Annotated in this window: 21 protein-coding genes; 11 read left to right on the top strand and 10 right to left on the bottom strand. The window is 46.5% G+C overall.

Annotation, left to right across the window (positions count from 1 at the left end; translation table 11 throughout):
• Nucleotides 1-277 precede the first annotated feature (277 nt).
• From I2H74_RS10835 to I2H74_RS10820, 4 genes are all read left to right on the top strand, one after another.
• Complete coding sequence (locus tag I2H74_RS10835; protein WP_420707440.1) at nt 278-2,377, top strand: cytoplasmic protein; 2,100 nt, start codon at nt 278-280, stop codon at nt 2,375-2,377.
• A gap of 172 nt (nt 2,378-2,549) precedes the next feature.
• A complete protein-coding gene (locus I2H74_RS10830; protein WP_195573949.1) occupies nt 2,550-4,016 on the top strand; it encodes an amidase family protein in 1,467 nt (488 codons plus the stop codon).
• Nucleotides 4,017-4,305: 289 nt separating this feature from the next.
• A complete protein-coding gene (locus I2H74_RS10825; protein WP_195573948.1) occupies nt 4,306-5,310 on the top strand; it encodes a LacI family DNA-binding transcriptional regulator in 1,005 nt (334 codons plus the stop codon).
• A 76-nt stretch (nt 5,311-5,386) separates the two neighbouring features.
• Nucleotides 5,387-7,060, top strand: a complete 1,674-nt coding sequence (locus tag I2H74_RS10820) for a glycoside hydrolase family 13 protein (protein ID WP_195573947.1) — start codon at nt 5,387-5,389, stop codon at nt 7,058-7,060.
• Between the two features lie 72 nt (nt 7,061-7,132).
• Here I2H74_RS10820 and I2H74_RS10815 read toward each other — a convergent pair whose 3' ends face one another.
• Nucleotides 7,133-8,047, bottom strand: coding sequence for a phosphatidate cytidylyltransferase (locus tag I2H74_RS10815; protein WP_195573946.1), 915 nt, complete (start codon nt 8,045-8,047; stop codon nt 7,133-7,135).
• A gap of 97 nt (nt 8,048-8,144) precedes the next feature.
• Between I2H74_RS10815 and I2H74_RS10810 the strand changes: the two genes are divergently transcribed.
• Entirely contained in the window at nt 8,145-8,690 is a 546-nt protein-coding gene (locus I2H74_RS10810; RefSeq protein ID WP_195573945.1) for a hypothetical protein, read from the top strand.
• A 91-nt stretch (nt 8,691-8,781) separates the two neighbouring features.
• Complete coding sequence (locus tag I2H74_RS10805) at nt 8,782-9,723, top strand: adenosine deaminase (RefSeq protein WP_195573944.1); 942 nt, start codon at nt 8,782-8,784, stop codon at nt 9,721-9,723.
• 90 nt (nt 9,724-9,813) lie between these two features.
• Here I2H74_RS10805 and I2H74_RS10800 read toward each other — a convergent pair whose 3' ends face one another.
• A complete protein-coding gene (locus I2H74_RS10800) occupies nt 9,814-10,656 on the bottom strand; it encodes an aldo/keto reductase (RefSeq protein ID WP_195573943.1) in 843 nt (280 codons plus the stop codon).
• A 79-nt stretch (nt 10,657-10,735) separates the two neighbouring features.
• On the bottom strand, nt 10,736-11,968 hold the full coding sequence (locus tag I2H74_RS10795; RefSeq protein ID WP_195573942.1) for an MFS transporter: 1,233 nt from the start codon (nt 11,966-11,968) through the stop codon (nt 10,736-10,738).
• A gap of 136 nt (nt 11,969-12,104) precedes the next feature.
• On the opposite strand from I2H74_RS10795, the gene I2H74_RS10790 reads away from it, so the two are divergent.
• Both I2H74_RS10790 and I2H74_RS10785 read left to right on the top strand, forming a co-directional pair.
• Nucleotides 12,105-12,494: a winged helix-turn-helix transcriptional regulator gene (locus I2H74_RS10790; protein ID WP_195573941.1), complete on the top strand. Its 390-nt coding sequence runs from the start codon at nt 12,105-12,107 to the stop codon at nt 12,492-12,494.
• 25 nt (nt 12,495-12,519) lie between these two features.
• Complete coding sequence (locus I2H74_RS10785) at nt 12,520-12,858, top strand: thioredoxin family protein (protein ID WP_195573940.1); 339 nt, start codon at nt 12,520-12,522, stop codon at nt 12,856-12,858.
• 146 nt (nt 12,859-13,004) lie between these two features.
• Here the strand turns inward: I2H74_RS10785 and I2H74_RS10780 are convergent, their stop codons facing one another.
• The 6 genes from I2H74_RS10780 to I2H74_RS10755 all read right to left on the bottom strand — a co-directional run bounded on the left by I2H74_RS10780 (nt 13,005) and on the right by I2H74_RS10755 (nt 21,180).
• The gene (locus I2H74_RS10780) at nt 13,005-13,907 is read right to left on the bottom strand and encodes a HAMP domain-containing sensor histidine kinase (protein WP_324254048.1); all 903 of its coding nucleotides are present in this window, start codon (nt 13,905-13,907) and stop codon (nt 13,005-13,007) included.
• 11 nt (nt 13,908-13,918) lie between these two features.
• Complete coding sequence (locus tag I2H74_RS10775) at nt 13,919-14,716, bottom strand: ABC transporter permease (RefSeq protein WP_195573939.1); 798 nt, start codon at nt 14,714-14,716, stop codon at nt 13,919-13,921.
• On the bottom strand, nt 14,709-15,641 hold the full coding sequence (locus I2H74_RS10770) for an ABC transporter ATP-binding protein (protein ID WP_420707436.1): 933 nt from the start codon (nt 15,639-15,641) through the stop codon (nt 14,709-14,711). The genes I2H74_RS10775 and I2H74_RS10770 overlap by 8 nt, the downstream gene beginning before the upstream one ends.
• A gap of 132 nt (nt 15,642-15,773) precedes the next feature.
• Nucleotides 15,774-16,454 (bottom strand): response regulator transcription factor, encoded by a 681-nt coding sequence (locus tag I2H74_RS10765; protein WP_195573937.1) that lies wholly within the window; start codon nt 16,452-16,454, stop codon nt 15,774-15,776.
• A gap of 252 nt (nt 16,455-16,706) precedes the next feature.
• Nucleotides 16,707-19,874: an ATP-binding protein gene (locus I2H74_RS10760; RefSeq protein ID WP_229106552.1), complete on the bottom strand. Its 3,168-nt coding sequence runs from the start codon at nt 19,872-19,874 to the stop codon at nt 16,707-16,709.
• Nucleotides 19,875-19,995: 121 nt separating this feature from the next.
• A complete protein-coding gene (locus tag I2H74_RS10755) occupies nt 19,996-21,180 on the bottom strand; it encodes a multidrug effflux MFS transporter (RefSeq protein ID WP_195573935.1) in 1,185 nt (394 codons plus the stop codon).
• Nucleotides 21,181-21,443: 263 nt separating this feature from the next.
• Here I2H74_RS10755 and I2H74_RS10745 point away from each other — a divergent pair, with 263 nt between their 5' ends.
• Nucleotides 21,444-21,929 carry a GyrI-like domain-containing protein gene (locus I2H74_RS10745; RefSeq protein ID WP_195573933.1) on the top strand — a complete coding sequence of 162 codons (486 nt, stop codon included), beginning with the start codon at nt 21,444-21,446 and terminating at the stop codon, nt 21,927-21,929.
• Between the two features lie 124 nt (nt 21,930-22,053).
• Here I2H74_RS10745 and I2H74_RS10740 read toward each other — a convergent pair whose 3' ends face one another.
• Nucleotides 22,054-22,605: a helix-turn-helix domain-containing protein gene (locus I2H74_RS10740; RefSeq protein ID WP_195573932.1), complete on the bottom strand. Its 552-nt coding sequence runs from the start codon at nt 22,603-22,605 to the stop codon at nt 22,054-22,056.
• 151 nt (nt 22,606-22,756) lie between these two features.
• Between I2H74_RS10740 and I2H74_RS10735 the strand changes: the two genes are divergently transcribed.
• Nucleotides 22,757-23,173, top strand: coding sequence for a DoxX family protein (locus I2H74_RS10735; protein WP_195573931.1), 417 nt, complete (start codon nt 22,757-22,759; stop codon nt 23,171-23,173).
• Nucleotides 23,174-23,210: 37 nt separating this feature from the next.
• A complete protein-coding gene (locus I2H74_RS10730) occupies nt 23,211-23,981 on the top strand; it encodes a DODA-type extradiol aromatic ring-opening family dioxygenase (RefSeq protein ID WP_195574085.1) in 771 nt (256 codons plus the stop codon).
• Nucleotides 23,982-23,994: the final 13 nt, after the last annotated feature.

Below are 23,994 nucleotides of genomic sequence, written 5' to 3'. Positions count from 1 at the left end.
AGCAGCCCTCTCCTTTTGTTTTGCTGTCGTAATACTTTCGCCCTGTTCGCAAAAGGTGAAGTATGTGATCATGGATTCATCAAGGCTTTGAGGCAATTAGCTCCAGGCTTTGAACTTCAGGCTATTGCGGTCCTTCCTTCTATACTCATTGGCGAATTAGGGCCGCAAGTTTCCTGAAGAATCCTTATTCATGAGAGGAGGCTCCAGGCTATCATATTCCTTCCTTCTACTTGTCCTTAAACCAAATGTAGGGATATGGCTTTCCTGGATTCTGATGATGAACAATACAATCTATTTGCGAAGAGCACAGAAGCTCGTGGTGAACCAAGAAGAACATGCTACTCAACTTTCAAAGGCGCATTTGGCGTCTACGATGAGAAACATCGAATATCTCGGCTTTACGTTCTCGCCTTTGTTAATGCAGGCCGTTCGCACCTTGTCTGTGGATCAGTTTCAAACGCTGTATCACCAGTTGGTTGCAGACTTGAAGGTCATGGTAGGGGCACATGTAGCATACAAACCCATGTATCCAAATTTCCCGGTGCAGGTCATGGAAGAAGATGATGCAGAGCTTTATCTAAATGCTCTCTATCATTATTGCACGCTGGAGCTTCCTCAGTACGAGGTGCGTGAACGGCTTCCGTTGCTAGACAAGGTGAAGCTTAAAGTGATTGATCTTGGGGCAGAAGCGGAGTTCTACACGATGATACGTCAGCTGATTCAAGCAAAGGGTTCCATCTCAGCGACAGACAAAGAGGATATTGATACGGTGATAGCCTTTTTAGATCCCGACCAGCTTGCAGAGATCCTGCCAGCTGAGATTCCGTATAAAGAAAACGTCGGGTTCGTAGCAGGATCTTTATACAAGCATGACAAAGCGAATGTAGAGCTGCTTGGGAGGTACATCAAGACGGCCACAGATGTGCTGCGTCTGGCCGTTGCATGGTCGGATGGCGATGTCAGCCTGGCTGAGCCCACCCGTTTTCGCAAATTCAAGCGTCCAGAAAGACGCCTCTTGCTTGGATTGCTTGAACAATGCGGTTCCATCACCGAGGATATGCTGAGATATAAAGAGCGCTGGGTTCGATTAGGGGAGATTCTCCACCCTTCCGAATACAAAGCGCGATATACACGCTGCAAGGAAGCTTTTGATATCCTGCGCAACGATAAGCCTTTTACGACCTTTAGTGGGAGCGTTGAAGTCTCCTTTCAATATAATCTAATCTGGAATCTTATTGATCTATTGATGAAGCGGCCAGGCGAGTTTGCCAGAAGACTGGATCAGCTGCTTCGAAAAAACGAGCAGACGGAATATGTGATACTGGCATTTGGCGAAGTGGCTAACCAGGTATCGACACCGGTGCTGCTGCAATTGAAGGCTCATTTTGCCCATCGTCATGAACAGCAAGAACAGCGCACCTTTTTCCCAAAAGGCAATGTGGCGAAAGCCTATGCCATACCCCATACACTCCCGCCTATTGAGGCTTCGGTATGCCAAGAGATTGTGAACCTTTGCGATCAGGTGCTTGAAGAGCGGTTCTCTGCTATGGCTCCATTAGGAAAGACATACGTTGATCCTAAGCTGAAGACCTATCTTGTGCCATTCTCGCAAAGATCAGCAAGCAAGTCGCTGCGGACGATTGTGCGTGGAAGCCGTGTACCAATGCCAGAAGGGGATACGATACGCTTCTTTAACTGGTGGAAGGAAGGCCAAGTTCAAGGCAAGCCAACAGGCCGTGTCGATATTGATTTGTCGTCCGTGATGTATGATCATAATTGGGAGTATGTGGAGCATATATCGTATACAAATCTTCGCTCCAGCAATTATCAGGCGGTCCATAGTGGCGATATCGTAGCCGCACCTAATGGGGCATGTGAATTTATTGACCTCCATATCCCCTCGATCGTCCATTATGGCGGACGATATGTCGTGACAGCCCTTTACTCTTATACCGATCAGCCTTATTGTGAATTGCCGGCGTGCTTTGTGGGTTGGATGATGCGCAAGAAGCCAGGTTCTGGGGAGATTTTTGAGCCTTCGACGGTTGTCGATAAGATCGATGTGACCGCCAATACGCGGATTGCGATTCCGGTAATTCTGGATTTGGTTGAGCGGACAGTTATTTGGACGGATCTGTCTTTAACGAGACACCCGTTCAACTACAATAATGTTGAGAATAATCAAAAAGGCATGGTATTGATGGGGAAAGCCATGTCTACGCTGAAGAAGCCAGACCTGTATGATTTGTTTATGCTCCATGCTAAGGCAAGGGGCCATTTGGTCGAAGCAGCAGATGAAGCCGATACGGTCTTTTCGGTGGACAAAGGGGTGACTCCCTTTGATCTAGAAGAGATCATGGCGGAGTATTTGGTTTAATCGTAGAGAAGGGATATCTGGCATATCGTTATTGGAGAGCGGCTTGCAGGCTGCTCTTTTTTGTTAATAGCTAATTATGCCATAGATGGTGGTTCCAGTATATGGTACGATAGACTTCACTTTAGAGGAGCGGGGCAATGCTTTATAGATTCCCTCGAAAGGAGCAAAGCACATGGAGCCTACATTTGAACTTCCCAATCGAAATGGCGAGGAAATGACGATACTAGAGCTGCAAGACGCGATGGTTAGAGGAGAGCTTACTGCTAGAGAGCTCGTGATGTACTACATGTATCGAATTGCGATCTATGACCAAAGGGGTCCAATCCTTAACTCCATTATCGAGATTAACCCAGATGCCATTTTTATTGCAGAAGCCTTAGACAAGGAAAGAAAATCGATGGGCCCTAGAAGCCATCTTCACGGTATTCCTGTATTATTAAAGGCCAACATTGAAACGAATGACAAAATGAGCACCAGCGCAGGAGCCTTGGTCATTGAGAATTACATAAGCAAGAATGACGCCTTTCTTGTTCAGAGGCTGAGAGAAGCGGGAGCTATTATTCTAGGCAAAACGAACATGACAGAGTGGGCAAACGGCATGTCCTCCCAAATGTGGGCAGGCTATAGCGCAAAAGGCGGGCAAGTGGCGCACCCGTATGGCGATTTTTTTGTAGGCGGATCAAGCACGGGGTCGGCTGTTGCAGTGACCGCTAATTTTACAAGCGTTGCGGTCGGAACAGAAACATCAGGCTCTATTCTGAGTCCCTCGATTCAACATTCCGTTGTGGGCATTAAGCCAACGGTCGGACTTATAAGCCGCTCAGGCGTCATTCCTTTTTCTTATTCTCAAGATACGCCAGGCCCAATGGCAAGAACCGTGGAAGATGCGGCGATTCTTCTTCAGATTCTGACAAGAAGGGACGAGCAAGATCCGGCAACCTGGCGGAATGAGAAGTCGGATATAGATTATACCGAATATTTGGACGCAAAGGGATTGGAAGGAGCAAGAATAGGCGTAGTGCGGAATGTGCCGCTTGGGCGGTTTCGTGATCCCGACGAATATGATGAAGAACTCTATAATGGCGCTATAGGCGATGTGGGAAATGCAGGGGCAGTTATCGTGGATGATATCGGCATCCCTTCGTTTTATCGAACATGGGAGTGGGATAAGCTCTGCTGCGAATTGAAGCACGGCATGGATAATTTCCTGCAGGGACTCCTGGCACATTGCCCTGTTCATTCCTTAAGCGAGCTAATAAAGTGGAATCAAGACCATGCTGCTGTGGCTTTGCGATATGGGCAGGATAAGTTGGAAAGGTATCAGCAGATCGAGAGTCCATTAAAGAATCCCCAGTATTTGCTGCAATCGTTGACTGATCTTTACTACGCTCAGAATGAGGGCATAGACTACGCGTTGAAAACATATGATTTGGACGCCATCCTATTTCCATCGTATGTAGGGGCGGATTTGTCTGCGAGAGCGGGATATCCTACAATCGCGGTACCAGCTGGATTTAAGGCTAACGGCAGGCCGTTTGGCATTACCTTTGCAGGAACAGCATTCAGCGAGCCGACGCTCATTCGTCTAGCTTATGCGTATGAACAGCGAACGAAGCATAGGAAAAAGCCTGTTTTGTAAGGGTAGGAACGAAAGATGACACAAAAGAGCAAAGAAGCCATTCCGTGATAAGGGGTGGCTTTTTACTGTGGATCAAATCTCTACACGGCTGTTTCTTGCATGCTATTCGATTATCATGAATGCAAAATAACTCCTAAATGCAGATGCTTATTAGACGGAACGTTACGGCATTGACATACCCGCAACTAAAATAATAAGATAATAACGTAAACGTTTAACCTATAATAAGAAATAGAATGATTGTATTACTGTTAATAAACCGTAAACGTTTACTTGGAAGGATGGTAGTATGGCGGCTACGATTAAGGATATTGCCAGAGTAGCAGGTGTGTCCACGGCGACGGTATCCAGGGTGCTTAATCATCTAGGCGGGTACAACGAGGAGACGGAGAAGAAGGTTATGGCGGTAGCGAAAGCTCTAGGCTATCGGAAAAATGAAAATGCAAGAAGTCTAGTGCAGAAGTCCACCAAGACGATCGGGGTGATTATGCCGGAGGTCACGACCGCTTTTTATGGCGACATTATAAAAGGAATAGAAGATGTCTCTTATGAATATGGGTATAGTGTAATCCTTACGCATGCAGGCAGCCAGGGTAGCCGCATACACGAGAGCATGAATCTGATGGGAGAGCGCAGAGTGGATGGGCTCATTATTGTCTCGGTAGAGCTGCATGAGGCGGCGATGGAGTCGCTATTATCGCTCGATATCCCTTATATCTTGATTTCGACGAAGACGAAGCGTGAAGATGCGCCTTACATTAAGGTCGATGATGAGCTGGCGGCATATGCAGCCGTGAAGTATTTAATAGACCATAATCATCGAAGCATTGGAATGGCAGGAGTCAATCCGGAGGACCCGATTGCAGGCGCCCCCAGGATTAACGGCTATATTCAAGCGCTGCTCGATCATGGCATTAAAGTCGATTTGAACCTGATTAAGGCGGGAGATTTCAGCTTTGAGTCTGGTAAAAAAGCGATGAAGGCTTTCATTGAAGATCAAGCGAAGTTAACAGCTGTTTTTTGTGCAAGCGATGAAGCTGCACTTGGCATAATTTCGACCTGCTTTGAGCACCAGATTCAGGTGCCTGATGACCTTTCGGTTGTCGGCTACGATAATTCCAAGGTGTCTTATATGTCAATCCCGCCGCTCACGACAGTAGCCCAGCCTCTTTATGAGATGGGGCAAGAAGGCTGCTCCAAGCTGATGGATGCGATTCAGCATCACACGAGAATCGAGTCTCAAGTCATTCCGCATCAATTGGTCGTTCGCCAATCTGTAAAAAAATTATCTTAAATAAAGGTAATTTTTTTCGCCTATTACGTAAACGTTTACGTTACTTATAAACTCATGGAAATGGAGTGAGATCACGATGAATGCACGCAGCACAAGCGATAAAGAGAATCCTCAAGAAAGAGAAGTAAAGTGGTGGCAGACAGCCGTTGTGTATCAGATCTACCCTCGCAGCTTTCAGGACAGCAATGGAGACGGCATTGGGGATCTAAGAGGGATTATCAGCCGGATCGACTATTTAAAGATGCTCGGAATTACGGCGATCTGGCTGTCTCCCGTGTATAAGTCGCCGAATGATGACAACGGCTATGATATTAGCGACTACCAGGACATTATGGACGAATTCGGCACGATGACGGATATGGAGGAACTGCTTGCAAAGGCCAATGAGGCTGGCATCAAGATCATTATGGATCTCGTTGTGAATCATACTTCGGACGAGCACAAGTGGTTTATTGAAGCGAGAAAGGGCCGGGATAACGAATCCCGCGACTACTATATCTGGCGTGACCCTGTAAACGGGGATGTCCCGAACGACCTTGGCTCCATCTTTAGCGGCACTGCATGGGAGTGGGACGAAGCAAGCGGCCAGTATTATCTGCATCTGTTCAGCAAGCGTCAGCCAGACCTGAACTGGGAGAATCCAAAAGTCCGCCAGGAAGTGTACGATATGATGAACTTCTGGCTGGATAAGGGCGTAGGCGGCTTCCGCATGGACGTGATCGATCTTATCGGCAAGATTCCGGACCAAGGCATTACAGGCAACGGGCCGAAGCTGCATGAGTACCTGCAAGAGATGAATCAGGCGACCTTCGGCTCCCATGATGTACTGACGGTAGGCGAGACGTGGGGAGCAACACCGGACATTGCGAAGCTGTACTCCGATCCCGCACGTCATGAGCTGTCCATGGTGTTTCAGTTCGAGCATGTCAGCTTGGATCAGCAGGAGGGCAAGGATAAATGGGACCTGAAGCCGCTCGACATTACAGAGCTCAAGCGGGTTCTTTCCAAGTGGCAGACCTCTTTGGGCAACCAGGGCTGGAACAGCCTGTTCTGGAACAACCATGACTTGCCGCGCATCGTATCGAGATGGGGCAATGACAGGCAGTATCATGAGCAGAGCGCCAAGATGTTTGCGATTCTTCTGCATATGATGAAGGGAACGCCGTACATTTATCAAGGCGAAGAGATTGGCATGACCAACTATCCAATATCAAGCATTGATGAAGTGGAGGATATCGAATCCATTAACATGTATCATGATCGCTTATCTAAAGGATACAGAGCAGATGACATCATTGCTTCTATTAATGCAAAGGGCAGGGACAATGCACGTACGCCGATGCAGTGGGATGATCAAGAGCAAGCGGGCTTTACGACAGGGACGCCTTGGCTGCACGTGAATCCAAACCACATGACCATTAATGTGAAGCAGAATCTTGAGAATCCTGATTCCATATTCCATACGTACCGCCGCTTGATTAAGCTTCGCCAAGATCATCCTATTATCGTATGGGGCGACTATGAGCTGCTTGAGGATGCCGCGAAGGAAGTATTTGCTTACTGCCGCCATTATGAAGGAGAGACTTGGCTTGTGGTCGCCAATATGTCTGAGCAGGAGCAGAGCTTTTCTGTCGATAAGGATGCCGTTGAGGTCATCATAAGCAACTACAATCGTTCAAGAATCGATGTGAGACAATTCATGCTTAGCCCGTATGAGGCTTTTGCGGTTAAGCTGCAATCATCAAACTAGGATTCTCCGAAAATAAGACCTCATCCCGCCGCTTTGCCGTGGAAGGAGAGGTCTTTTTCACATGTACATGCATCACATGAACTCGAAGAAGTATCGAATCATATGGAAGAAGACGGGGGACGTATATGTCAGGCTGTCGATCCGGCTTAAATATTTTTTCTTTAGCGCATCGAATTTATGTCCATCCCCGATCAGCAGGTCGCGCTTCAATACGGATATGGTCAAGCTGCCGAAGAATCCGCTGAGGCTGATGAGCAAGCCGGAAAATATCCCAAACGTGGGACCAATCGGCGTCAAATAAGGATGGATCAGATAGGCTGCTCCCGTCGTCACGAACAATGCACAAGCGAAGCCTTCCCAGGTCAAGTTCAGGTTGGCGGTCGGCACGACCTTGCGTTTGCCGAAATAGAGTGATACGAGATAATGGATGACATCGTTGAGCTGTGTCAGCACCACGAGGAACAGCACAAGCCCAGCACCATACTGCGGCGTCGCAAATTGAAAGTAGGCCAGATGGCTGAGTCCAAATACCATCAGCATCAGCCCCCACTGGGTGGAGCTTACGCTGCGTACAAACCCGACCGTCCCCTTATTAATCAAACGCGGCAGAGGCAGGAATAGAAAGACATAGATCGGAATAAAGACGATAAACATCCCATACCATTCGATATATATCCAATAGAACTGAAAGGGTATGGATAAATAAGCCCATAAGAACAATCTTCGGTCAGCCTTCCTCGAACGGATCATGGAGAAATATTCTTTTAGCGAGAAGAAAGCAAGCACCATAATAGCCAGCAGGGATACCACGGGATGAATAAGCGGCGCCATGCAGAAGACGAGGAACATGCCCCACCAAGTCTTGATGCGGAGTCCAATCATCGTATAGTCCTTGCTTGGCTGTATTCGATCAGCCACTTTATAAACCAAATGAAGAATACATAAGGCCAAGAAAATAACGAGCGAAATTGATAAAGAATGAGTCAATATGAATCACCATCTTGTCGTAAGCTATCAATCCCATTAGAGGAATCTTATGCTATTATGAAGGAATAGTTCGATGTTGATAAGGGGAATTTTTAAAATGACAGCTGAACGATCGGTCTTTATCTTGCTTACGAATACGGGAACGCTATTCACGAGGGTTATTCAAAGCTATACGAGAGCGCCTTACAACCATGCCTCGATTTCCTTTGATCGGGAGCTCTCGGAGCTGTACAGCTTTGGGAGAAAACATCCCAACAATCCACTCGATGGCGGATTCGTGAAAGAGGACATTAAGACTGGAACCTTTAGCAAGTATCCGAATACGTCATGTGTCATTTATGAGCTGAAGGTATCGGATCGTGAGATTGAAAAGATGAAGCGGGTGCTTCAAATCTTCATTCGGAGCAAAGAAAAGTTTATGTACAATCTCTTGGGCGTGATTGGCGTTGCGCTGAAGGAGCCTGTTGAATTCAGCAATTCTTACTTCTGCTCGCAGTTTGTTGCAGAGGTTCTGCAGCGATCTGGCATTAAGATTTGGGATAAGCTCCCCGCACTGGTCACACCGGATGATTTCCGCCAAAGTGAGCGAATGATCTTGATTTACGAAGGGAAATTAAGTGAATATCACCCCTATTCCAAATAAATAGATAATAGAGATTACTTATTCGGTTGCGTAGGAGAATATAAGTTCTATTTGTATTTGGTAATCATCGTACAGATGGAGGTAGCTCATTATGAATCAAAAATTTATAGCGGCTTTACAAAACCATTCTCTTTCTGATCTTCAAATGATAGATAAGAGTGATCTCCATAACCATGCAGGTCGTGGAGGTCATATTGAATATATAGAACAATGGGCAAACGTAAAAATCATGCCACCAACCGAGCCCTTTAATTCACTAGACGAAATGCAGTATTGGTTTGACCATCATGTGAAGTGCCATTGCCCGGGGCTAGAAGGATATTTAAAACGGATTGAGGCATCATTTGTACAGGCAAGACAAGACCATATAAAAGTGCTAAGTATGAGTTTTGGAATAGATGAGATCGATAAATTAGGGGGTATGAATCCATTCATAAACATAATGAACGGGATGCGTGATACATTTTCTCCTGATACAGTGTTCTTTCCTGAATTAGCACTAACACGTGAGAGTTGTATCGATTCTATCTTGCAGCGTATCGACGAGATATTGTCATACCAATGGTTTAAATCGATTGATATTTGCAATAATGAGTTTGCTCAGCCTATTAAGCATTTTAAGGGTGTATATCAGGTTGCACAAAAAGCAGGACTAATACGAAGAGCGCATGTAGGTGAATTCGGTAGTGCTGATGATGTGATGGAAGCGGTCGAAGAGTTGGAGCTTCAGGAGGTTCATCATGGAATTGCTGCGGCACAATCTCCTCAAATTATGAAGTGGCTGGCCAATCACAATATTCAATTAAATGTCTGTCCAACAAGCAATGTAATGTTAAGAGTAGCAAGAAGCTACAAGGAGCATCCGATCAGGACTCTATTTGATAACAATGTCCCGGTAACGATCAATACAGATGATTTGTTGATATTTAATTCAACCATTTCGCAAGAATATTTACATTTATATGAAGCGGAACTAATGACAGCTGATGAGCTGAATGTGATTCGTGAAACGGGTTTGCATGATGCATACTAAGAAGGTTCCTTTTGAATCACTCCATTTTTTTAATTTTATGAAAGGTAGAACGCCATTCCACATAAGCAGGAATGGCGTTCTGCATTTAGCTTAAAAATCAAAGTTGTCTGGATCGGGACCGACACGCAAATTTTGATTGAGCGCGTCAATTCGTTCCATCTCTTCCTGACTTAATTCAAAGTCGAACAAAGCCGCATTCTCCACAATCCGATGTTCTTTCGTCGATTTAGGTATTGTGATCACGCCGTTCTGCAGGTCCCAGCGAAGAATAATTTGCGCAACGGATTTGCCATGCTGAGCTGCGATCTCAAGCAGCGTATCATTAGACAATAGTTCACCCTGCATGAGTGGAGACCAGGCTTCCAGCTGAATGCCATGCTCCTTCGTAAAGCGGAGCAATTCCTTTTGCGTCAAGCGAGGGTGGAGTTCCACCTGATTGACCATTGGAGTAATCTCGGCATGCGACATGAGATCTTCCAGGTGATGAACTTGGAAATTGCTTACGCCAATGGCTTTGACTCGGCCTTCGCGATACAGCGTCTCCAGCGCTCTCCATGCCTCGTTATACTTGCCTTTTACAGGCCAGTGAATGAGGTAGAGATCGAGATAATCCAGGCCTAGTCGCTCGAGGCTGGCTTCATACGCAGCGATTGTTGATTCGTACCCAAGGTCGGCGTTCCATACCTTGGATGTAATAAATAACTCCTCGCGTGCAAGGTGATTCTCCTGCATGGCTTCATGGATGGCTTGACCCACACTGCGTTCATTTTCATAGATCGCTGCGGTATCCATGCTTCGGTACCCATGGGCAATGGCAGCTTTGACGGCCTGCACGAGGGTAGGGCCCTCCTCAACCTTGAAGACACCCAGTCCGAGACCTGGCATGTTTACCCCGTTGCTTAGTGTCATGGTGTCTTGAATATGCTTGATCATAATGGATGATCCTCCCTGTATGATGAATGATGATAATATGTCTGTTTGACCTATGGAATCGTGTGTTATAGGGTGTGTTTTAGCCTGCCTGCGATTGTATCGTTGCCGCAGAGGCGTTGGTTCCTGTGCTGTTATGCTCGCGCTTTTCTAGGATGCGTGCCCAAGCCGTTAGCAATACCGCTCCGAGTACCATGAGCGCACCAATCCAAGTCGTATGGATGAGGCCCATCGTATCTGTCACCACACCGCCTAGGTAAGCGCCAATCGCAATACCTGCGTTGAACGCCGCGATATTGACAGCGGAGGCTACATCCTTAGCCTCTGGAGCTAAGCGCTCAGCCAGCATGACGACATAAACCTGCAGCCCCGGCACATTCATAAAGGCGAACATGCCCATGAAGAAGACGGTGATTAGACCGACTGCTTTATAGGGAACGGTAAAGGTCAGCGTGAACAATACAACGGCTTGAATGGCAAACATATAGAACAAGGCCGTTAGAGGCTTTCGATTAGCCGTCTTGCCGCCAATGATATTACCTATTGCAATGGCTATGCCATAGACAAGCAGGATAACGGCGATTGTATTCTCCTTAAACCCTGTTATTTCATGAAGGAGTGGAGATAAATAGGTAAAGACAACAAACGTTCCACCGTAGCCCAGCGCCGTAATCGCAAAGGCCAACAGCAATCGAGCGTTCGTAACAAGCTTAATTTGGTCTTGAACGCGTACCTTCGTTCCTTTTCGTAAATTCGGAGATACTAACATCAAGTTCGCTAGAAAGGCGAGTATCCCGATTACCGATATAGCGATAAATGCTGCTCGCCAGCCCATTTGCTGGCCGATAAAGGTTCCAAGCGGAACGCCAGTCACTGTAGCGATGGTAAGTCCAGAGAACATAATCGCAATAGCACTGGCTCTGCGATGCTCTGGCACGAGATCTGCTGCAATGGTGGAACCGATCGACATAAAGATACCGTGGGATAAGGCTGAGATTACGCGTGCCGTCAGCAGGAGTGTAATCCCACTCGCAGCAGCAGCCAGCATATTGCCGGCAATAAAGACTGCCATAATCCAGAGCAGCAGTGTTTTCCGTGACACCTGAGAGGTCAGGGATGTCAGGATAGGCGCTCCAAAGGTAACGCCCAATGCGTACAAAGTGACGGTTAGTCCAGCTGTCGTAACGGATATATGAAAATCTTCAGCGATAAGAGGCAGAAGGCCTACGCTGATAAATTCGGTTGTTCCAATGGAAAAGGCGCTGATGGCTAGAGCCAGTAACGCCAAGGTGCTGCGCTTATTCTCTATGCTCATGATTTAACCCCTGTCTTATTGTGATGCCCGGCCGGTAATGCTATTATGTATGGTAGATGCAAAAATGAACAGTAGGTACTTTTTTGTTCTGTAGGAACTAAAAAGTGCCTATTAGAAGATATAAGGGGTTGAAGGCATGTCAGAAGAAATTGCAACTAAGAAAAAATATAATATATCGGTAGAAGCGACGTTAGAAGTGATCGGGGGAAAGTGGAAGTGTGTGATTCTGTGCCACCTTACCCACGGAAAAAAAAGAACGAGTGATTTGAGACGCCTTATGCCAGCCATTACACAAAAGATGCTTACACAGCAACTGCGTGAGCTTGAGGAAGACGGCATTCTGAACCGAATCGTATACAATCAAGTGCCTCCAAAGGTGGAGTATGAGCTAAGTGAATATGGATGGAGCCTAAAGCCTATTTTGGATTCTCTATGTGCTTGGGGCGAAGAACATATTATTAAAGAGTATGGTGATAAGTTTGCTGTGCTGGAGGATAATATTTTGAATCAAAAGACAGAAGATTGAGCGGTGAGTAGAGGGGGAGACAGCAATGAGAGAATATGAGACGTTAACTAGCTTGGAAGCGGTGAATGCGTTTGTTGATCGCTATCCGCTGTCCTTTGTTTACGTTTCCAGCACGGATTGCAGCGTGTGCCATGCCTTGTTTCCAAAGGTGCAGGATTTGCTAATGAAGTACCCGGAGATTCATCTGGGGAATGTGAATGCTCAGGAAGTACAAGAGGTAGCAGGAGCGCTGTCCATCTTCACGGTGCCTGTCCTGCTCTTGTTTGTGGAGGGGAAGGAATATTTGCGTGAAGCGCGTATTGTCCATCTGGATCTTTTGGATGAAAAAATAAAAAGGATATACGATCTTGTGGTCGTATCTTAGAGGAACAAGAAAAAGATTCGATGCCTGTGTCGGTTCTTCACAAGAAGAATGGCAAGCCGCTGATAGGGATAAAAAAATAAGAAGAACGAGAATCCCTAGTGGCTCTCGTTCTTCTTTGCATTTACAGCATGTCCACGGTCAACGCATTAAGGATTGCTTCGAGGAAGCTCCACTCGTATCTCAAGCACTCCGTCGTGCAGCGATGCGCTTACGCTGCCGCCCATTTGTTCTGCTAGGAGCTTCACAATGGACAAGCCTAAGCCCGTACTGCTGCTTCGTGCTCTATCACTGGTATAGAAGCGGTCGAACAGCCGCTCCGTATCGAAGGCAGCGACATGCTTGACTGCATTGCTGAAGGACAGCACAGCATTATCTGTCGCCAACAAGCGTACGGTGATATCTCCGCTTGAATGCTGAATACCGTTTCGAATCAGATTCTGAATGATTCTCATGGCCATTTCTTTGTCTGCAAGCACGAATAGAGGCGGGGCTTCCTCAAATCTCACCGCAAGCTGGTTCTCCTCCAAGGTGGTAACAGATGCTGCGAGGACTTCAGCTACAAGATTGGTCAGATTGATCCGTTCGATGGCAAGCTTGGGTTCGACATTGAGCAGATAGGAGTATTCAAAAAAATGCTCGATCAGCCGCTCCAGTTGATCCGCATGCTTTTGAGCGGTTTGCAGTTTTTTTCGCTGATCGAAGGTCAACTCACCAAGCGCCACAAGCTGCTGATAGCCCTTAATCGCAGTAAGCGGTGTTCGCAAATCATGGGAAATGTTCGCAATAAGCTCTTTAAAGTTGCGCTCCTCCTGTATGCTTTTAAGACGGAGGTTCTCCTCCGCCTTAAAATAGGTGTTAATATGGACCGCTAATGTATTCAGCTCCTTGCTTAAGAGCTCCAAGCGGATCGGCTGGCGGGTATGCTCAGTCAGACGCTTGTGCAGCTGACGATTGATGCTATGCAACTGCCGATGAAGGAAACCGATATAGAACGAGAGTATGAAGACCCCGATGATTAAAGCAGCTGCAAAGAGAATCAATTTGCCCACCAACCTTTCTACTACTTGATTTCGGATCTCCTAAACATGAGAGATGTGATTCCAACCATGATAATTATAAAAATAACGCTAAACAAGATGGCCAAAAACAGATCGCCTGCTGTCGTATCAAGGGTGAGGAAGGTGTAGTCTCCTGCATACGGTGTGAAGGAGAGTACTCGACCAAACCACGGATAGCTGTCGCCTAATCGAATCAGCTGTGCCGTAAAAATAGAAAAGGCATAGTAAATGACAACGACCAAAATCGGCTTTTTCAGCTTAAAGGCAAGAGGGACACAGATGCTTAACTGAGCAGCATAGACGATCATTAAGGTTAGGGCAATCGCGATCGTTTTCCATATTTCAGCGGCTGAAAGGACTGAGCCTCCTTCTGTGGTTAAGAGATGCAAAAATACAACTGCCACGGAGCCCATGCTGAATTCGGAGCCTAAGCAAAGAGAAATGAACGTAATGATCGCATAGGGAAGTAGGAGGCAGATAAGGGCCATGCCGAGTATGACGGCCTTGCTCACGATGACAGTGCTTCTGCTGCTGCCGTTCGCGATCGCATCATGGATCGTTTTATTTTCAAAATCACCACAGATCAGAATGCCCGCCATAAACCCGCCAAGAATGCTGATGACGTTGATATCTGAGAACATAAATCCGATTCCCGTTATGCTAGCCTCCATCTTGCCCTGAGGAATCAGATAGGCGATAAAGGTCATGACTAGTGCGCATAAGGTCGTAATACCGAGCAGAATCTTCATGGCGCTGGATTTGCGTAATTTGAACAGATCGGCTTGAATCAAATTAAGCATCTTGATCACCACCAATCACCGAAATAAAGTAGTTTTCAAGGGTGTCTCCCTCAATTGAAAAGGTGGTGGTCACAATACTATGCTCTAGCATCGTTTTGGCAACCGTATCCTTTTGATCCAAGAAGTCATACAGCTTTATGCTCTTGTCCGGCATGACCTTGTAATTCGTCGTATTCAACTCGCTTTCCAAGATGCCAGCAAGCTTCTCTGGCTGGTCACACCTAATATAAAGGTGGTGCTTGCAATTCTCGTCGAGCTGCTCAAGTGTTATAGTCCGCTTAACTTCGCCTTTGTGAATGATAATATAGTTCGTTACTGTCTGATAGAGCTCGGGCAGATTATGACTGGAGAGCAGGATCGTCATCTGCCGCTCCTCACATAGTCTCTTCAGCAGATTGCGAATCTCTACCACACCTAGTGGATCAAGGCCATTAATGGGTTCGTCCAAGATTAACAGTTCGGGATTGCCGAGCAGAGCGATTGCAATTCCGAGACGCTGCTTCATGCCGAGTGAAAAGTCTTTTGCTTTCTTTTTGCCTGCATCCGCAAGTCCGACCAGCTCCAACAACTCACCTTCGATGTCCTTATTTGGCACCCCGCGCATGATTCGATGATACTTAAGATTCTCCCTTGCACTCATATAGGGTACATATCCAGGATGCTCGATCATGCAGCCGAGCCGCTTCCGTTCCTCCTGCAGCGCACGATTGCCTTGGTGGCCAAACAGTTCAATGCTTCCTCCCGTCGGAAAGGATAGACCAGCCAATAAGCGCATTAGCGTAGTCTTTCCTGCGCCGTTCTGCCCGATCAAGCCGTATATCCTCCCGGATTCCAGCGTAATGGATACATCACGCAGAGCATATGAACCGTGGTAGTGCTTCGTAAGACGATTTGTTTTTACGACATATGGTTTCAACCTGCTCACCTCTCCTTTCTATTGAAGCTGAACCGTGCGTGGGTGGCTCAACTTGTATACCGTCAGTCTACGATCCAATGGTTTAGAAAAGGTTAAGGGGAGCCAACCAAAAGTCAGAAAACCGATAATTCGATCGAACCTTTACACCTTATATAAACGATAGCCTAAGCCCCATACCGTCTCGATATATTCCTCATTCGGATTCGCCTTTTTCAGCTTGTTGCGCAGATTACTGATATGCGTTTTAACCGCATTATCATCCTCCAGATATTCATCCTTCCAGACGGACTCATACAGGTTCGCTTTAGTAAATACTTTGCCGCCATGTTTAACGAGCAGCTCCAAGATCATATACTCTTTGGCTGTCAGCTCGATATCTGTCTCACTTACGATGACGCGCTTGGTATTATCATCAAGCATCAGGTCTTTATACTGGAACACTTTATTTGCATGCAGCTGCTTATGCGATCTTCTTAGAAGAGACTCTACACGTGCCACCACTTCTCCTAGATCAAACGGCTTGGTGATATAGTCGTCTGCACCGAGCTTCAACAGATCGATCTTCGTACCGACCATATCTTTAGCGGAAATGACGATGACTGGCGTATCAGTGAAGGAGCGCACTTCTTTCAGGATTTCATCCCCGCTTTTATAGGGGAGCATGATATCAAGCAGTATCAAGTCGTATGTATGATTTTTTATTTGGGAAAGGCCATCCGTGCCCGTATAGGAAGAGGCTACGGTATACCCAGCATGGGTTAAAGCCTCTGCCAGCATCAAGTGGACATCCTCGTGATCCTCAATAATCAGTACCGTTTCCACGTAGCGTCACCACATTTCTTTCTATTGGCTTTGTATATATAATATAGGAATGATCATTTTGTAGAAAGTTGGAATCACAAATGTCTTGATTCCCGAATCTCTATTAAAAGCGAAATAAGATTATAATAAATACCCCCTAATTATTTAGTGTTAGGGGGTATTACCGTATTCATACCAGCATGATAAGCACAATACCCTTCATCCGCTTTATTTATTGTGATCTGCAGAGTTAGAGTGTTGTGTCAGAACGGCCTAATCTGGGATAACAAAGGAAACCGTTGTTCCTTCCCCAGGCTTGCTGTTAATGGATAAGCCTTGCCCGTAGCGTTGAATCAATCGGCGATGGGTGTTGGAGACGCCGATCCCGCGCTTGTCCTTCAAGATTGGGTTGAGCAGCTGATCCACCTGCCCTTGTTCCATTCCTTTTCCGTTATCCTTTACTTCAATGAGGGTAGAGCACTCCTGACGGGCAATGCGGATATGGACCGTTCCGCCCTTGCTTAGACTTAGAATGCCATGCTTCACTGCATTCTCGACAAGCGGCTGAATGGACAGCGGCGGAAGCTGCACGGTAATGCCGGGCTCAATGTCCCATGCGACGGACAATCTGCCTCTAAACCGCTCCTGCTCGATATACAAGTAAGCCTCCACAAGCTCCAATTCATGGGATAACCCAACCTGTTCACTCGTATTGAGGAAGTCAAAGCTGATCCGCAGGTAAGAAGCAAAGGCATCCCCTAGATCCTGCATCTTCTCGGTATCGATCTCGCCAAGCGCCATGATGGAGTTCAAGGCGTTGAACAGAAAATGCGGCTGAATCTGCGCTTGGAGATACGCGGCTTCCATCCGTAAGCGTTCATGCACGGATTGCTTCAAGGAGATTAATGCCCGAATGCGGTATTTCAGTTCTAGGGCATCGACAGGCTTGGTGACATAGTCGTTTGCTCCCGCTAAGAATCCGGCATAGATGTCAGCAGGCTGGCTGCGTGCCGTTAGCAGCAGGACTGGAAGCTCCGATACGGAGTATAGCTGCCTTACCATGCGAGTAAGCTGATAGCCTGACATATGAGGCATCATCACATCGGCGATGATCAGATCCCACTGCTTCGTACCTAGCAGGTCCAGCACCTCTCTTGCCGAGTAGACGGTTGTGATATTGTAAGGCTCCGAAGAAAGAATGCCAACGAGCACCTTCAGGTTAACAGGATCATCATCTACTGCAAGGATATCCAATTTTGATTCGGTTAGAAGTGGCGGCACCAATTCCTGTTGGCCTTGTTCTTGCAATGCTGGCGATGAGAGCAGGAAGCGAAGCTGATCATCATCCGACTCCTTCGTATTTATAGAAACGGATACATTTTTTTCTTCTATTGAGGGGCGAATCGTGCTTGCTACCGGGAGGTCAAAGGAAAACACAGAACCCTTCCCAAGCTCAGAATGCACGGTTAAAACTCCCTCATGCAGTTCAACGAGCTGCTTGCATATGCTTAAACCAAGCCCGATGCCCTGCCCGTCATGAATACCATAGTCGCCTTGTTCATAGGGCAGGAACACACGCTCCTGCGTCTCCTTATTCATGCCGACGCCTGTGTCGGCGACATGGATGAAGGCACGTCCGTTGCTCACTTCTGCGGATACCGTTATCGTTCCTGCTTCGGTATATTTAAGTGCATTATGAATCAGATTGTATAGAATTTGCACCAATCTCTTCTCATCCGCGAGGACGGCTGGCATGGACTCGTCAATGTCCGTCCTCATCAGGATTGGCCGATCCTCTGCCATATACTTCAGCATATCCATCACGCCGGATACGGCTGCTTGAATGCTTATAGGCTCCCTCTCCAGCACAATGCGGTGCTCTTGGAGTCTAGCGACATCGAGCAGGTCGCCAAGCATATGCGACATGCGGCGGCTGATCGTAATCAGCAGATCCATATCCTTCAGGCTGCTCGGTTCCATCTTGCCTTTCTCTCTTGCTGCTACCGTCTCTGCAATATTCATAATGCCGTGAAGCGGCGTCCTAAGTTCATGCGACGTATTCGCTAGAAACTCATCCTTCAATTTGCTAGCTTGTTGCAGCTGGATATTGAGCATCGCATTCTCCCTGGAATTCCTTATATATTTCTTGAACCAGTAAGTGGAGAAGCCGACAATAGCAGCAATAATATCGATAGGATAGAAGACATTCGTCACTTCATACAAGTAATCGATGCCGCTCCATAGCAAGTTGGAAATGATGCCTGCTGCACTTAATAGGAGAAAAATAACATCCTTGTCACCATATTCTTTAAAGATGATTGCCCCTACAATATAAATGAGCCACGCCCATGGAATGAAGTAGAAGGCAAAAAAGATTGAGTAGTCGATTGCTCCGTGGACCATTGAAACAGGTGCGACGACAAGGAAACTGGTAAACAAGACTAGGGCTCCAGCATACAGTCGTATCCATCTGCTTTGCATCGGTTCTGACAACAGTCCCCTGAAAAGGAGAAGGATGAATAGATTTTGCCATAGAAGGGAGATCAGTCTGATTTTGATTCCCCATGTATAATTGGCGGGCAGCCACAGCAGGAGCACATTGTCGTGTCCTGACAGAATGGCTATTCCTACGGACAGTGTCAAGAGACCAGTAAGCAGCAATGTCCATTCCTTCCGGTTGAACAAGTAAAGAATAAACGCATATAGCCCGTGCAGCAGCAAAATAATGAATGTGACCAGCTGAAAGCCAATGGAATACCAGCGTGCATAATCAATCGCAGCCTGAGAGCCAAAGCGTATCGATCTTACAATCCCGCCATTGTAGGGCTCATCATAGTTGGCCATGCGAATGAGCAGTTCCACTTCTGTAGCGCCTTTTTCACCATAGGAGGCGGTAAAGGAACTGCTTTGTGGCCTATAATCGTCTGTTTTGGCAGCGGGTCTCCCCATAATGGCGTTAACCTGACCGTTAATCTCGACAATGGAAGACGCTTGAAGACCTCGTATCCAAAAGGCAATCGGCTCCTGCAGCGGATCAACCAGCAGCCGAAGCCGATATGTGCCATAGCCGTAAGAGGAGCCTGATGCTGGATTCAGCTTGTTTCCCCAATCTCCAGGCACTTGAATGGAATCTCCCTGATCATGGCTATCCATTAGTTGTTTATAGGTGATAAATTCGTGCGGATAGAAGCTCCACTCGCCATTCAGGTAGATCGGAGGCGACTGTTCCAAATCCATACCGCGCAAATCCAGCACACCATCAACAGACTGAAGCTGCTTTGTAGCAGGATATATTTCAGACCATATCCACCTGAGTCCCAGCAGAACGATGAGAAAGACGAGAATGATCATGCATTTTTTAAATGTGGGTTTAGGTTCGGTATGCTTCATCATACGAATGAAGTTCGACATGATCGGATACGTTCCTCTTTTTGTAATCATGAAAACGGCTGTTACTATGAATAGGGAAGGAACGCAGAATAAAAAGGCCATCCCTAATCATTAATAACATTAGGGACGGCAAACGGATGAAACTACATATTGATTTGAAGCCGGCTTAGGGTTACGAACGCGCTCCTCTTAAGGATTTGCTTACAAGGACCATGATGATACCGATTCCTAGGAAGTACAGCGGCATAGTGGCAAGTGAACCGTTATGAAGATAACTCATTCCGCTTGTCATCAGGCTGACGATTAGGTAATACCCTAATCCAAAGAGTGCGCCGGCTGTACCCAGCACATCCTGATAGTGCACGAGCGCTAGGCTTAGGCAGTTTGGAATCGCCATTCCGATGCCTAGCAGGATCACGAAGATACCCATGACCATCAAGATCAGATTCAGCACGGACGGGCTCATCCCAGAAAGCGTAAGGCCTGTAAGACATAGCGCCCCCGCTGTTGTAACCAAAGTGCCCATCAAAATAATCTTCTCTGCAGGCATTTTTCTAAGCAGCTTTTTAGACAACAAGGCCCCGAAGATGGATGACAGCGCAACAAATATACCGAAGAAGCCGAACATGCCTGGCTTCATGCTGAAGAATTCAATAAAAATAAACGGCGCTTCCGCATAGTAGCTGAACAATAACCCGTTGGTTGCGCCAATTAGAAAACCATAAGCCCATACTCTGCGGTCCACCATAAGGCGCTTTGCCACTGACAAGGTGCTAATGCTGGTCGCAGCCGTTCCTTTTGTTTCAGGCAGAGATGTAAATGTCGCTGCTCCAATTGCGATACTCATCACCACGAGCGTGAAGAACACAGCCTGATAGCCAAGAGATTGATCCAACCACCCGCCAATCAAAGGCCCGATAGCCGGAGTAAAGGCGAGAGCAGCGGATATTTGAGCAAATACGGCATGACGCTTCGCGCCATCGATGCTTTCGCGCAGAATGGTCTGCGTCACGACAGAGCCTGTACTTGCCCCAAAGGCTTGGATGAACCGACTTGCCATCAGCCACTCGACAGAGGGCGAGAGATAGCAGCCAAGGCTCCCAAGTCCATACACGGCAATTCCCCATAACATGGCTGGACGCCTGCCAATAGAATCGGATAGTCTTCCCCAGCAGAAGACGCCAAAGGAGAAGCCTAGAAAGTAGATGCTGAGTGTCATCTGAATCGCATTGCTGCTCGCGTGCAAATGGTTTGCAATGTCCGGCAACGACGGCGTATAGATCGTTTCACTAATCTGCGGAAATCCGACAAGGATAATAAGCAGCCATAAGGCTGGCGTTGAGATTTTTCTATTCAATGTTCTTTCCCCCTATATCATTCGAAAATCTCAGTTATCCTGCGTCAGAGTCAGGGGATAGGGGGTTTGCATTTGATCAATCTAGAAAATGAGAGCATAAATATCACCTTTGCCTATATAGGGGGAGTTCTAAAAGGCATTATATCAGCATTACCCGTTCAAAGGGCAGAAAAAATGATTAATAGTCAATCTAAACTAGACATGCAGATGTCAACTATTGCTCGTTATACTATGATTATCTTAAGTCGAAATGAGGTACCAATATGAACAATCACGTCGTACACAAACCGAGTATCACACTAGCAGGAGTTACGACCCGAACGACGAATGCCGAAGAAGCAGGTTCGAATGGGCGACTGCCGAAGCTGTGGGAAACCTATTTTAAAAACAGCACAGCTGTGCAAGCGTATAGCGATCAACCAGCATATCTTTATGCCCTGTATACGGATTATGAGAGCGATGCTTCGGGAGCTTATACCGTTCTCATTGGTCATGAGCTGAAGGAGAACATAGATCGAGCGGATATGCCATTCGAACATGCTGCCGTACCGGAGAGTGAGTATTTGGTGTTTACATCTAAAAAGGGTCCCGTATACGAGGTGGTGGCGCAAGCCTGGATGGAGATATGGAACTATTTTAATGATTCAAAAGAGGTGAGAGCTTATACGGGGGATTTTGAGCTGTATGATGCCAGCAGCTTTGATCCGGCGAATGCAGAGGTGCGGATTTATATTGCAATCCAATCATGAGGAATCATAATGATTTTCGGTTCCATCATAAAGAACCCATGTTGACTGTCATCTGATCAACATGGGTTTTTGTCTTATAGGAATGACACGAATCTTAGGGGCTGCTTCAGGGATTAAGAACGACTCAGAACAACGCTCTATGATTTTCCGTTTCCGTATAGACGGAAATCAGGACCAAGGCGGAGTCGTTTCCTATGTTCTTAACGAAATGGGGGGTGCAGGCATTCCACGAAAATGAGTCTCCTTCACCGAATTCCGCCGAAATTTCCCCTTGCTCCGCATAAATCCTGCCTTTAATGACCACATGCACTTCTTCACCCTCATGAGCATGCGCTTCACCCGTCGAAGCTCCGGGAGGAAGCTCGACGATCATCATCCTCATATTCTTTGTAGAGCTTAGATGCTCTACTCTTAGATTTTTTTCGATTCCGCTTGTCGTTACATAACGCTCCTCTTTTCGAACGATACGCATTCGTTCTTCTTTTTTGAGCAGCAAGTAAGCGAGAGGAACCTCTAAGGCTATTGCAATATTCTCCAAAGTAGCGATAGAAGGAGAGGTTTTATTTGTTTCGACCTGACTTAAAAAGCCTTGGGAAAGCCCTGTTCTATCACATATCTCCGCAATGGTAATGCCCTTTCGTTTGCGGATTGCTCGTATATTGGATCCGATATCCATACGATGAACACGTCCTTAACAAAATATTTGCTATACAAAATATATATTTATATTAACAAATTTCCTATTGACATGCCAATGCCTACATGATTACATTACTAATATAAATTTATTTTTATTATTACTAATATTTAAGGGTGGAGATAAACAAATGAATAAAATGACTTGGGTAACAACATTAATGAGAGTGGTGCTGGGCATCATATTTCTCGTTCATGGCATCAGTAAGTTCCAAATGGGGTTAGGAAATGTAGAGGCCTGGTTCAGTTCCTTAGGGGTTCCGGCATTTATGGCATATGTGGCGGCTATCTTAGAATTGGCTGGAGGCATCCTTCTTATTATTGGACTAGGGACAAGGGTTGTATCCATTCTGTTTGCCCTGATGATGGTTGGCGCGATTGTTACGGTTAAATGGCCTGCAGGCCTGATTGGATCGGATCAGATGCCTGGCTATGAGCTAGATTTAGGCTTGTTCTTGATCGCTTTGTATTTGTCGGTATCCGAATCTACGGCATTATCGCTTGATCGTGTTTTTTTAAAGAAACGCAATCCTTCAACCAATCTTTAAGTAACAGTCATTGACCAATAAAGGAGTGAATGATGAGATGATTCCTTCTTATTTCATTGCACACGGTGCACCTTCTCTTGTCTTGGAGGATCATGCATATACAGAGATGTTAAAGCAGTTTGCTGGCCATATTCCAAAGCCAAAAGCGATCGTCATCTTTTCCGCTCACTGGGAAGAACCGATTCAAACCATAAGCGCAGTCGATCGTCACCATGTGATTTATGACTTTGGCGGATTTCAAGAAGAGCTGTATAAGATGACGTATCCAGCGAGAGGCAGTCGCCCGTTAAGCGAGCAGATTCAAATGTTGTTTTCAAAGCAAGAAATAGCGAGCAAGTTGAATGTGGAAAGAGGCCTCGATCATGGAGCGTGGGCGGTCCTTAAGCTTATCTACCCTGATGCGGATATCCCGGTGGTCGCCCTGTCTGTTAATCGCTACTTGACGAATGAACAGCAATATTACATCGGGAAAGCTTTATCTGAGCTAAGAGAGCAGGATGTGTTGATTATCGGCAGTGGAGGAACCGTACACCATTTGAGCCGCTTGAATTGGCGCTCTGATCATGTAGATGAATGGGCAGAAGCATTCGATCAGTGGCTCGATCACAAGCTTGAGACATGGGATATCGATGCTTTGATGAATTATAGGGAGCTGGCTCCACATGCTACAGAGGCTGTTCCAACCAGTGAACACTTCATTCCTCTGCTGCTAGCAATGGGGAGCGGTGATAAGAATCGACGAGCTAAGCTGCTTCATCGCAGCTATCAATACGGCAATCTAAGCTTAAGCTGCTGGCAGTTTGATTAATGGATGAATAATG

It is taken from the genome of Paenibacillus sp. 1001270B_150601_E10, assembly GCF_015558675.1.
Classification (GTDB): domain Bacteria; phylum Bacillota; class Bacilli; order Paenibacillales; family Paenibacillaceae; genus Paenibacillus_B.
The sequence above is the reverse complement of the archived record's forward strand: the minus strand, read 5'-3'. Positions and strand labels throughout refer to the sequence as shown.